The 10,900-nt window shown below is 71.7% G+C and carries 13 protein-coding genes; 7 read left to right on the top strand and 6 right to left on the bottom strand.

The annotated features are described in order from the left end of the window. Positions 1-174 precede the first annotated feature (174 nt). Both ACZ6NZ_RS13140 and ACZ6NZ_RS13135 read right to left on the bottom strand, forming a co-directional pair. Entirely contained in the window at positions 175-408 is a 234-nt protein-coding gene (locus ACZ6NZ_RS13140) for a DUF7455 domain-containing protein (protein WP_091402071.1), read from the bottom strand. Positions 409-653: 245 nt separating this feature from the next. Further along, entirely contained in the window at positions 654-2,258 is a 1,605-nt protein-coding gene (locus ACZ6NZ_RS13135; RefSeq protein WP_366607129.1) for an RNA polymerase sigma factor, read from the bottom strand. 665 nt (positions 2,259-2,923) lie between these two features. Here ACZ6NZ_RS13135 and ACZ6NZ_RS13130 point away from each other — a divergent pair. After that, positions 2,924-3,739: an inositol monophosphatase family protein gene (locus tag ACZ6NZ_RS13130; RefSeq protein WP_465858396.1), complete on the top strand. Its 816-nt coding sequence runs from the start codon at positions 2,924-2,926 to the stop codon at positions 3,737-3,739. A gap of 327 nt (positions 3,740-4,066) precedes the next feature. On the opposite strand, the gene ACZ6NZ_RS13125 is transcribed toward ACZ6NZ_RS13130, so the two are convergent. Next, positions 4,067-4,579: a LytR C-terminal domain-containing protein gene (locus ACZ6NZ_RS13125; protein WP_465858431.1), complete on the bottom strand. Its 513-nt coding sequence runs from the start codon at positions 4,577-4,579 to the stop codon at positions 4,067-4,069. Between the two features lie 432 nt (positions 4,580-5,011). Between ACZ6NZ_RS13125 and ACZ6NZ_RS13120 the strand changes: the two genes are divergently transcribed. Both ACZ6NZ_RS13120 and ACZ6NZ_RS13115 read left to right on the top strand, forming a co-directional pair. After that, positions 5,012-5,308 (top strand): DUF4193 domain-containing protein, encoded by a 297-nt coding sequence (locus ACZ6NZ_RS13120; protein WP_007075406.1) that lies wholly within the window; start codon positions 5,012-5,014, stop codon positions 5,306-5,308. Positions 5,309-5,427: 119 nt separating this feature from the next. Then, positions 5,428-6,306 carry a hypothetical protein gene (locus ACZ6NZ_RS13115; RefSeq protein WP_465858395.1) on the top strand — a complete coding sequence of 293 codons (879 nt, stop codon included), beginning with the start codon at positions 5,428-5,430 and terminating at the stop codon, positions 6,304-6,306. Between the two features lie 140 nt (positions 6,307-6,446). Here ACZ6NZ_RS13115 and ACZ6NZ_RS13110 read toward each other — a convergent pair whose 3' ends face one another. Beyond that, entirely contained in the window at positions 6,447-6,980 is a 534-nt protein-coding gene (locus ACZ6NZ_RS13110) for a DUF3093 domain-containing protein (RefSeq protein ID WP_465858394.1), read from the bottom strand. Between the two features lie 84 nt (positions 6,981-7,064). On the opposite strand from ACZ6NZ_RS13110, the gene dut reads away from it, so the two are divergent. The 4 genes from dut (at position 7,065) to ACZ6NZ_RS13090 (ending at position 9,493) form a co-directional block, all read left to right on the top strand. After that, positions 7,065-7,601 carry a dUTP diphosphatase gene (gene dut / locus ACZ6NZ_RS13105; protein ID WP_366607135.1) on the top strand — a complete coding sequence of 179 codons (537 nt, stop codon included), beginning with the start codon at positions 7,065-7,067 and terminating at the stop codon, positions 7,599-7,601. Positions 7,602-7,626: 25 nt separating this feature from the next. Next, on the top strand, positions 7,627-8,289 hold the full coding sequence (locus ACZ6NZ_RS13100; protein WP_465858393.1) for a DUF3710 domain-containing protein: 663 nt from the start codon (positions 7,627-7,629) through the stop codon (positions 8,287-8,289). Between the two features lie 114 nt (positions 8,290-8,403). Then, complete coding sequence (locus ACZ6NZ_RS13095) at positions 8,404-8,784, top strand: OB-fold nucleic acid binding domain-containing protein (protein ID WP_124816055.1); 381 nt, start codon at positions 8,404-8,406, stop codon at positions 8,782-8,784. A 25-nt stretch (positions 8,785-8,809) separates the two neighbouring features. Further along, a complete protein-coding gene (locus ACZ6NZ_RS13090) occupies positions 8,810-9,493 on the top strand; it encodes a DUF3159 domain-containing protein (RefSeq protein ID WP_465858392.1) in 684 nt (227 codons plus the stop codon). A 37-nt stretch (positions 9,494-9,530) separates the two neighbouring features. Here the strand turns inward: ACZ6NZ_RS13090 and ACZ6NZ_RS13085 are convergent, their stop codons facing one another. Both ACZ6NZ_RS13085 and ACZ6NZ_RS13080 read right to left on the bottom strand, forming a co-directional pair. Then, positions 9,531-10,220: a potassium channel family protein gene (locus ACZ6NZ_RS13085; protein WP_366607141.1), complete on the bottom strand. Its 690-nt coding sequence runs from the start codon at positions 10,218-10,220 to the stop codon at positions 9,531-9,533. 3 nt (positions 10,221-10,223) lie between these two features. Then, a complete protein-coding gene (locus tag ACZ6NZ_RS13080; protein ID WP_366607143.1) occupies positions 10,224-10,889 on the bottom strand; it encodes a potassium channel family protein in 666 nt (221 codons plus the stop codon). Between the last annotated feature and the right edge of the window lie 11 nt (positions 10,890-10,900).

Here is a 10,900-nt window from a genome sequence, read left to right as displayed (position 1 = left end):
GGGGCGCGGGGCGCGGGGCGCGGGGCGCGGGGCGCGGGGCGCGGGGCGCGGGGCGCGGGGCGCGGGGCGCGGGGCGCGGGGCGCGGGGCGCGGGGGCACGGGGGTGTCCGGGCAGAAAAAGCTGACCGGAGGCAGCCTCGGGGTGCCTCCGGTCAGCTATGTCGGTTTGCGGATTTAGTTCGCCATCAGATCGGCGCCACGCCAGCTGAAATCGGGCTCCGTTGCGAACCGCTCGGTGATCTTCACGAGATCCTCCGCGTACTTGTTCGCGTGGTGCCCGCAGAACACCAGCTCGCTCCCACCCGCAAGAGTGATCCGGAGCTTTCCGGCAGCATTGCAGCGGTCGCACCGTTCATCGGCGGCTGGGGGAGCCGCCGTGACGGGCGGCGGCGTGAGGGTCGGGGTCATCGCCTTCCTCCTCTGGTCGTCACCGATGAACAATCTCTTCGGTCGTTGCTCACCTATCGTGCAACACCCTTACTAGGCACTGCCTTCCCTGTGTGCCCGCGGGGGACCGAGGTCACACCTGGAAGGGACAGTGTGCCGTGCACCCAGGGTGCCACGTCAACGATCACATTCGTGCATCCGGACGATCACCATCTGGTGTTGCACACCAGGTGGTCAAAACGACACGTTCGGTTGACGAAACCCGCTCAGTCCAGGTAATCCCGGAGGACCTGCGACCGGGACGGGTGACGCAGCTTGGACATCGTCTTGGACTCGATCTGCCGGATCCGCTCCCGGGTCACCCCGTAGACCTGGCCGATCTCGTCGAGCGTGCGCGGCTGGCCGTCGGTCAGGCCGAAGCGCAGACGTACCACACCCGCCTCACGCTCGGAGAGCGTCTGCAGCACCTGCTGGAGCTGGTCCTGCAGGAGCGAGAACGAGACGGCGTCGACGGCGACAACGGCCTCGGAGTCCTCGATGAAGTCCCCGAGCTGGCTGTCGCCCTCGTCACCGATGGTCTGGTCCAGTGAGATGGGCTCCCGAGCGTACTGCTGGATCTCCAGCACCTTCTCGGGTGTGATGTCCATCTCCTTGGCCAGCTCCTCCGGAGTGGGCTCGCGGCCCAGGTCCTGGAGCAGCTCACGCTGTATGCGGCCGAGTTTGTTGATGACCTCGACCATGTGCACGGGGATGCGGATGGTGCGGGCCTGGTCGGCCATCGCGCGGGTGATGGCCTGTCGGATCCACCAGGTGGCGTACGTGGAGAACTTGTAGCCCTTGGTGTAGTCGAACTTCTCCACGGCCCGGATCAGACCGAGGTTGCCCTCCTGGATCAGGTCGAGGAAGGCCATGCCACGGCCCGTGTAGCGCTTGGCCAGCGACACCACCAGTCGGAGGTTCGCCTCCAGCAGGTGGTTCTTGGCCCGCTCGCCGTCGCGGGAGATCCAGCCCAGGTCACGGACCATCTCCCGGACGAGCTTCTCCTCGCCCTCGTCGGCGGCCCGCAGTCGCTCGGCGGCGTAGAGCCCGGCCTCGATCCGCTTGGCCAGCTCCACCTCCTGCTCGGCGTTGAGCAGCGGAACCTTGCCGATCTGCTTCAGGTACGCCCGGACAGAGTCGGCGGAGGCGGTCAGCTCGGCGTCGCGACGCGCCTGCTTGAGGGCCTCGGACTCCTCGTCGTCCCACTCGAAGTCGTTGTCGGTCGCCGAGGCGGCGGCGTCGGTCTCGGCTGCCTGGGCCAGCTCGGCCGGCTCCTCGACCACCACGTCCTCGATCGCGGCGGCCAGCTCCTCCGGGTCGATCTCGCCCTCGGCGCCCTCGCCCTTGGCCTTGCCGCCAGCCTTGGTCGGCTTGGCTCCCGCAGCCGCTGCCACCGTCGCCTTGGTGGCTCGGGTCGACTTGGTCGCCTTCGTCGGCGTCGCCGTTGCGGCCTCGGCACCGGTCACCTTGCGAGCGGCCACCTTGCGCGGGGCCGACGTCGCCGGGGCGTCGTCGCCGGCGGGGGCCTGCTTCGGGGCCGGCGCGGCGGCCTTCTTGGTGGTCTTGGCGGTGGTGGCCCGGGACGCCGGCGTGGTCGAGCGCGCCGCGGCGACGCGGCGGCGGGTGCTCGCCGAGCCGTCCACCACGACGGTCACTCCCGCCTCGGAGAGCGCCCGCAGGATCTTCTTGGCCTGGGCCGGAGTCACCTCGGCGGACTCGACGGTGCGCGCGAGCTGAGCCGACGTGAGCTGACCACCGGCGCTCTGGGCGTGGGCGATCAGGGTGTCGGTGAGCGAGCGAACGTCGGCGCCGGGCTGGCGGGGTTCTGTCACGAATGACCTTCCGGAGGCGAAGAGCGGGCACGGCGGGTTCGTCCAGCGCAGCGAGGGTTACCGTGCCGGGCGATGTGGTTGAGGGACCCTCGTGTCACGGTCCGGCCGGTGGTCGGCGGTCCGTGCCGCGTGGGCAGGGGTGAATTGTAACGCCGTCTGCGGCGATCATCCTGCTCCGCACCGCGTACCGCCGGTGGGGACCGTCGGTGGGGTGGAGATATGGGCTTCGCGGCAATGATAGCCGCGCGGCCGGCAAAGGGCTCCGTCGTCGCGCCCGGCGGCGCGTACAACGTGTCCGAACTGCCGCTTGAGCAGGCAGTACGTGGTCGACGTGGCGTTTGCGAGGGTGCGCGTGTGGATCACCGTGATCGTTGTCGGCCCGGCCGGTGGCGTCCCAACCAGGTCGCGGTTGGGCATCGGTTGTGAGCCGAGCGTGGACAGGGTGGTAAGCACTTAAGCGACATTACCAACCGAAAGGGGCATATTGCCGGAGGTCGGCCGCTCAAGCTGCGTGGACGGTGCGGTGCGCCCACTTCACGGCGGTTCCCGACGCCAAAAGATCCTGCTCTGGCGCCGTGGCGCGGCGTCGGGAACGATGATCTTCGGAGCCCGGGTCGGTAGTTTCACCCACCCACATGCACCCGGAGTGCGGAAAGAGGCGAATCATGACCAACTCGGCTACGACACCGTCGGAGCTGCTGACCATCGCCGTGAAGGTGGCCCGGGACGCGGCGGACACCGCGTACCGGATGCGCGCCGAGGGGGTCGTCGTCGCCGCCACCAAGAGCACCGTCACCGACGTGGTCACCGCCGCCGACCGCGCGGTCGAGCGGCAGATCCTCGCCGCGTTGGCCGCGCTACGCCCCGGCGACTCGGTGCTGGGCGAGGAGTACGGCGAGGAAGCCGGAGCGGCGCGCAGCGGAGTGCGCTGGATCGTCGACCCGATCGACGGCACCGTGAACTACCTCTACGGGCTGCCGTACTCCGCTGTCTCGCTGGCCGCCGAGGTGAACGGGGTGGTGGTTGCCGGGGTCGTGCGCAACGTGAGCACCGGCGAGGAATGGACCGCCACGGCCGGCGGCGGGGCCTGGCGTGACGGTGCCCGGCTGCGCTGCTCCGGCGAGGTGGACCTGGGGCAGGCGCTGGTCGGCACCGGCTTCGGGTACGACGCCGGCCGTCGGGCGCACCAGGCGCAGGTGGTGGCCGGGCTGATCGCACACGTACGGGACATCCGCCGGCTCGGTGCCGCGGCGCTGGACCTCTGCCTGGTCGCCGAGGGGCGGCTCGACGCGTACTTCGAGAAGGGTCTTGCGGCTTGGGACCTGGCAGCTGGCGGGCTGGTGGCCGCGGAGGCGGGGGTCCGGGTCGCCGGCCTGGCCGGTCGGCCGCCGGGACCCGACCTGGTGGTCGCGGCCCCGCCCGCGCTCTTCGCGCCGCTGCACGACCGGTTGGCCGCGCTGGACGCCGCCGGCGGTCCCTGATCGGCGGGCCAGGTCAGCCGGCTCTGAGTGGCCGCCTCCGCCCTCCTGGCACCCGGCTCCGGTCGGTGGGCCCGGCCCCGGTCGGTCTGCCCGGCCCCGGTCGGTCTGCCCGGCCCCGGTCGGTCTGCCCGGCCCCGGTCGGTCTGCCCGGCCCCGGTCGGTCTGCCCGGCCCCGGCCGGTGGACCCGGCTTCGGTGGGTGGACCCGGCCCCGGCCGGTGGACCCGGCTTCGGTGGGTGGGCCTGGCTCCGGTGGGTGGGCATGGCATGGCATGGCACCGGCCGCTACCGGTCGCCGGCCTGGGGTTGCGGGGGACCGGTTACGGCGTCACTTGGCGGGTGGGGACGCGCAGGCGCCCTTGGGTGCCTCCGGGGGGCCCGAGTCGCCGAGCGACTGGTTGACCTCGGTCGTGGTGGCGAGCTGCTGGAAGCGGTTGCCCAGCACCACGTCCACGGTGTCGTCGGCGCGCTTCGGGTCGTAGCCCGGCACGGCGTTGTTGAGGAAGTACGCCTGGAGCAGGTGGGCGGAACCGACACCCTTCGGGCCGTACCGCAGCACCGCGACGCTGTCGACCTTCTTCTCGTTCCCGGTCTTCTTGACCTGGAACTGTCGATTGCTGAACTCGTCGGCGACCGTGTGGGCGAGGCCGGGCTGGTCCGTGGCGTTGAAAACGTTGATCTTGACGTCCTTGCGCTCGCGCAGGGTCAGATCCGCCAGCGGCCAGCCCTCGGGGCAACCCGCCGCGGTGCCCGCGTTGCCCTGGCTGTCGCGGACCACGGCCACGACGACGAAGACCAGGGCGATGATCGCCAGCAGGCCGACGACGACGAGTGCTCGCACGCGCGCAAAACTCATCAGGGCGCTCCCCGGACCTCAGTGAGTGGTGGCGGCCGGGAACGATCGCTCAGGCCGCCGGCCGTCGAATACGCCGCTGAGGTTAACGGTTGTCCGGCCGTCGCGTGGAAACAGCCCGACATGCCGGCGCGCCGACCGCGAACCGGGTACTACTACCCCTATCTTCGTGTCGCCTGAATCACATTGGGAACAATCTCGCGTGCGGGGGCGTACATCTCAGCCGCAAGGGCGGTATACATGCCTCGCCCAAGGGGGGGTAAGGTTCCGCGCTCGCAGGGGAGTCGCCCCGGCGGGCTCGACCTGTTCGGTCCTCGGGTCGGGTGCCCGACACAAGTGATGGCCGGCCAGCGGAACCGAAACAGCGTCGTCCGGCGTTACAACCGGAAGCGACAACATCGATATGGGAGAGTGAAACCGATGGCCACCGACTACGACGCCCCGCGTCGCGACGAGGTCGACCTCGGCGAGGACAGCCTGGAAGAGCTCAAGGCACGGCGCGTCGACTCACAGTCGGGCGCGGTGGACGTCGACGAGGCCGAGGTCGCCGAGAGCTTTGAGCTGCCCGGTGCCGATCTGGCCGACGAGGAGCTCACGGTCAAGGTGCTTCCGATGCAGCAGGACGAGTTCCGGTGCGCCCGCTGCTTCCTGGTCCACCACCGTAGCCAGCTGGCGGTCGAGCGAAACGGCGAGCTGATCTGCCGCGAGTGCGTCTGACAACCATGACAACACCGGCGGCGGCCTCCTGAACGGGGTCGCCGCTGCCGGTGTAGGCATGCGGCTGCGGTGGGTACCTGCTTGACTCGTAGCGGGTAGCCACAGCACCGGGAGGTCCGATGAGCGATCGAGGCGGCACCACCGAGGGCGGCACGGAAGGCCTCGGTGCCACCCGTGGCACTGACGACCTCGGTGCCACCCGAGGCACTGACGACCTCGGTGCCGACGGTGGCTCGGACGACCTCGGCGCCACCGTCGCGGCGTTGACCGCGGACGACATCGCGCCGGCTCGACGCCGCCAACTCCTGACCCGGATGGTCGGGCAGGCCCGTGCGCGGGGCATCTCCGACCTGTTCAAGCCCCGCGCCGCCGTACGGTGGATGGTCGACACCGTCGCCGAGATCGCCCCGCACGTGCCGGTACGGGATCTGGACACGTTGCGCCGGCACTTCCCCGGCCTGGACGACGCCGCCCTGGCCGATCGCCTCATCCGTAACGCGTCGAGGACCACCGCCGCCATCGGCGCGGCCGGCGGGGGCGTCGCCGCCGTCGAGTGGACAGTGGCCCCGACCCTGCTCTCCGCGCCGGTGCTGCTGGCCGCCGAGACGGTGGCCGTGGTGGCGGTGGAGCTGAAGCTCGTCGGCGAGCTGCACGAGATCCACGGTGTGGCGCTACCGGCCGCCGGCAGCCAACGGGCGGTCGCGTTGGTGCACTCCTGGGCCACCCAACGCGGCGTCAACCCGATGGTGCCCGGCGTGGGAGTGGGAGCGGTGCTCGGCACCGCCGCCCGCAAGGAGCTGCGGGACATGCTGCTGCGGCGCTTCGGTCGCAACCTCACCACGCTCGGGCCGTTCCTGACCGGAGCGGCGGTCGCCAGCTTCCTCAACCGCCGGGCCACCCAGCAGATGGCCGACCAGCTCCAGGTGGACCTGCGTCGGCGGGGCATCGCCCGGCCCGCCCCACCGCCGGCCCTCCCGGGCCCACCGACCGGCACCTGAGCGGGCTCTCCGCCGTCGGTCCGGCAATTGCGCGGCCCTTCGCCGTCGGTCCGGCAATTGGGCGGCCCTTTGCCGTCGGTCCGGCAATTGGGCGGCCCTTTGCCGTCGGACCCGCGCCTGAGCGGCCCTTCGGCGTCGGGTCAGCCCGGCTCGCCCGCCCTCGGGTGGGAAGCCGACAGGGCGTCCCGTGCGGTCAGCACCGCCTCGGCCAGTTCGACCGGGTGGCGGGTGCTCACCACCCAGAACGGGGTCGGGTCCGCGGGATCGTCGAGGATCACCTGCACGGCACCGCCGATCCACGGCCGCTGCACCACGAAGGCGAGCGGGTCCGCGCCGACGCCGAGCACCTCACGTCGGCCGGCCACGTCCAACGGCACCACATCGGCCACGAAGCGGACCGGCAGGCGGGCGTCGTCCACCCGCAGCTCGGCGTCGGCCACCGCGACCCGGATCCGGCCCAGCCACCACAGCCCGACCGCGGTGAGCGGCATCAGCACGGCGAACGGCAGCCAGGCGCGGACGCCGGAGGCGCCCATCCAGATCTCGACGGCCAGCAACGCGGCGGCCACCAGCCCGGCCAGCCACAGCCACCAGGGCAGATCCAACCGCTCGGTGTACGCCGAGCGGGCGGCGGCCGGCGGCTGATCGGCGGACGGGGAGGGCGACATGCTCACTCCTGCGAGGGTACGGCGCACGGCGGCCCGACGAACCGGCAGGATGGCAGGGTCACCCCGCGAACCGGACGGAAGAGGGGACCTGTGACCGACGTCGTACCCGTGCCTGTGCAGTTGCTCGACCCGGAGCTGCCGTTGCCCACGTACGCCCATCCCGGCGATGCCGGGGCCGACCTGGTGGCGGCCGCGGACGTGGAGCTGCCACCCGGCGGCCGTGCCCTGGTGCCCACCGGCGTGGCCATCGCGCTGCCGGAGGGGTACGTGGGCCTGGTCCACCCCCGCTCCGGTCTGGCGGCCAGGCTCGGCGTGACGGTGCTCAACGCGCCCGGTACGGTCGACGCCGGCTACCGGGGTGAGATCCTGGTCAACCTGATCAATCATGATCGGGATGTGCCGGCGAAGATCTCCCGCGGCGATCGGATCGCTCAGCTCGTGGTCCAGCAGGTCGCGCGGGCGCGGTTCGAGCCGGTGGTCGAGCTTCCCGCGTCCCGGCGCGGGACCGGTGGGCACGGGTCCACCGGTGGGCACGCCGGGCTGGTGCCGTCGCCGACGGGCCAGGACCGGGTCGATCGGCGGCCGAGCGAGCCGGGCCGCGGGCAGACGGAAGAAGTGGCAGGGTGAGTGTGAACAGCGGAGGGCAGGCGCAGTGATCTTCTCCCGAAAGCGGGCCGATGCGGACCGGCAGACCCGTGACGAGCGGGCTACCCAGGTCCCGGACCAGGGCGATGCGACGCCGACGTTGGAGCGCGGCCCGTACGACATCTCCGAGAGCTACGACGACGTGCAGCGACTCGACCTGGGCAGCCTGCACATCCCGGCGGTCGCCGACGTCGAGGTGCGGGTGCAGGCCGACCCGCAGGGTGTGATCCAGCAGGTGGTGCTCGTGCACGGTGACAACGCGCTCCAGCTGGGCGTTTTCGCCGCCCCCCGGTCCGAGGGCATCTGGGACGAGGTGCGCGAGGAGATCCGGCAGTCGTTGCTCCGCGACGGCGCGAGCGCGCAGGAGGTCGCCGGCGAGTACGGCCCGGAGCTGCACGCACAGGTGAACACGCCGGACGGCGTGACGAACCTGAGGTTCGTCGGAGTCGACGGGCCGCGTTGGATGGTCCGGGGCGTCTTCCAGGGCCCGGTGGCCACCGATCCGGCCATGGCCGGTCCGCTCGTCGAGTGCCTGGACGGCCTGGTGGTCGACCGTGGGCAGGAGGCCAAGCCGGTCCGCGAGCCCCTGCCGCTGCGGCTGCCTCGGGAGCTCGCCGACCAGGCCGGGGCCGAGGCGGACGACGCTGCCGCCGCGCCGCGTCAGGTCTGACCGGCGCGCACCGGCCCGCCGGAACCAGCCCTGTCGGCGTACGCTGGCGGCACGGTTCCGGCGCCGCCGGGGCCGGCCGGGGACGGCGATCGTGGAGAGGGTGACGCGGAGGTCATGACGACCGACGAGGGCCGGGTGTCGCTGCGGCGCATCCTGCAGAGGTTCACCGCCAGCGAGGCCGAGATCGACGCGCAGGAGCTGCGTCGGGAGAGCGCCGAGTGCGGCGGGATCCCCGCCCAGCAGTGTTCCCGGGGTCAACTGGTCTCGGTCGCCGGTCGGCTGCGCACCGTGGTCTACACGCCGCGCACCAACCTGCCCACCCTTGAGGCCGACCTGTACGACGGCAGTGACGTGGTCACCCTGGTCTGGCTGGGGCGACGGCACATCGCCGGGATCGAGCCGGGGCGGCATCTGACCGCCCGTGGCCGGGTGGCCGTGCGGGACGATCGCAAGGTCATCTACAACCCCTACTACGAGCTGGACTCGCCCAAGTGACGGCACTGCGGACGGAAGGCCGGCGATGACGACGGGACAGGACCGGGCGGCACAGCCGGATACCGACCCTCAGGACGAGGAGCCGCTGCCGACGATCGCCGAGCAGATGGCCGACCAGCTCGGCGGCTGGCGAGGGCTGGTCGAGTCGAGCATCCCGGTCGTGGTGTTCGTCGTCGCCAACATCATCGGCGAGCTGCGGCCGGCGGTGATCGCGTCGATCGCGGTCGCCGTGCTGATCGCGGGGCTGCGGCTGGCCCAGCGTCGACCGATCCGGCACGCCGTCAACGGGCTTTTCGGTGTCGGTGTCGGCGCGGCCATCGCGTGGCGCACCGGCGACGAGCGTGACTTCTACCTCCCCGGCATCCTCTACGGCATCGGCTACGGCGTCGCCCTGCTGATCTCGGCCGCGATCCGACAGCCGTTGGTGGGCTGGATCTGGTCGGTGTTGGTGGCCAAGGGCCGTTCGGAGTGGCGGTCCGACCCGAAGCTGGTGCGCACGTTCACCCAGCTGACGGTGCTCTGGGGCGTGGTCTGGCTGGCCAAGGTGGGCGTGCAGGCGGGGCTCTACCTGGCACACCAGGACACCGCGCTGGGCGTGGCCCGGCTGGCGTTGGGCTACCCGCCGTACGCGCTGCTGTTGCTGATCACGGTCTGGACGGTGCGCCGGGTCACCCGGGAGTCCCCGCCGACCCCGCTGCCCAGCGCCTGAGCAACGTCGGGCGGCCGGACCGCTCAGCCCCGTGGGGTCAGCGTGAGCCGCGGGTCCGTTCGACGCTGTCCGCTCCGAGGATCACCGCGCGGACCGCGTCCTCCACCTCGGCGGTGCAGACGAAGATCAGCTCGTCCCCGGCCTCGATCGGGTCGTCCGGGCTGGGCACCAGGACCCGCTTACCGCGCAGGATCGCCACCAGGGCGGCGTCCCGGGGCAGCGGCACGGCGTGGATCGGCTCACCGACGTACGGGGCGGTCGGCGGCAAAGTGATCTCGACGAGGTTCGCCTCGCCCTGTCGGAAGGTCATCAGCCGGACCAGGTCGCCGACGGTGACCGCCTCCTCGACGAGCGCGGCCATCACCCGCGGCTTGCTCACCGCGACGTCCACGCCCCACTGCTCGGTGAACAGCCACTCGTTCTCGGCCCGGTTGACCCGGGCGACCACCCGGGGCACCGCGAACTCGGTCTTGGCCAGCAGCGACAGCACCAGGTTGGTCTTGTCGTCGCCGGTCGCCGCGACCACCACGTCGCAGCCGGCGACGTCGGCCTCCTCCAGGCTGCTCACCTCGCACGCGTCGGCCAGCACCCACTCGGCGGCCGGCACCCGGTCCGGGCGAAGCATCTTGGGTTGACGCTCGATCAACATCACCTGGTGGCCGTTGTCGATCAACTCCTGGGCGATCGAGCGGCCCACGTTGCCCGCGCCCGCGATGGCGACCCGCATGGCTCAGTGCCCTCCTTCCGGCGGCGTCGCCGCCACCGACGTGACAGTCGCCACGATGTCATCGCTGACCAGCATGAACGCCTGGTCACCCTCCTGCATGACGGTGGAGCCGGTGGGCAGCGTGCCGATGCCGAAGCGGATCAGGTAGGCCACCCGCGCCCCGGTCGCGTCCTCCAGCGTCCGCACCGGTCGGCCGATCCAGTCCTTGTGTACGGGCACCTCGACGATCGACACCGTGCTCGTGGGGTCGCGGAAGATCTCCACGTTGCCCTCCGGGACCAGGTGTCGCAGCATCCGGTCCGCCGTCCACCGCACGGTCGCCACGGTGGGAATGCCCAGCCGCTCGTAGACCTGCGCCCGGCGCTGGTCGTAGATGCGGGCGGCGACCCGGGACACGCCGAACGTCTCGCGGGCCAGCCGGGCCGAGATGATGTTGGAGTTGTCGCCGCTCGACACCGCCGCGAAGGCGTCCGCGCGCTCGATGCCGGCCTGCCGGAGCACCTCGCCGTCGAAACCGGCCCCGGTCACGGTGATCCCGGCGAAGTCGGGGCCGAGCCGGCGGAAGGCGTCGGCGTCCTGGTCGATCACCGCCACCGAGTGCCCTCGGGACTCCAGGCTGTGGGCGAGCGTCGACCCGACCCGACCACATCCCATGATCACGACGTGCACGCTGTCCCTCC

It is taken from the genome of Micromonospora sp. NPDC047756 (assembly GCF_055587245.1).
The sequence above is the reverse complement of the archived record's forward strand: the minus strand, read 5'-3'. Positions and strand labels throughout refer to the sequence as shown.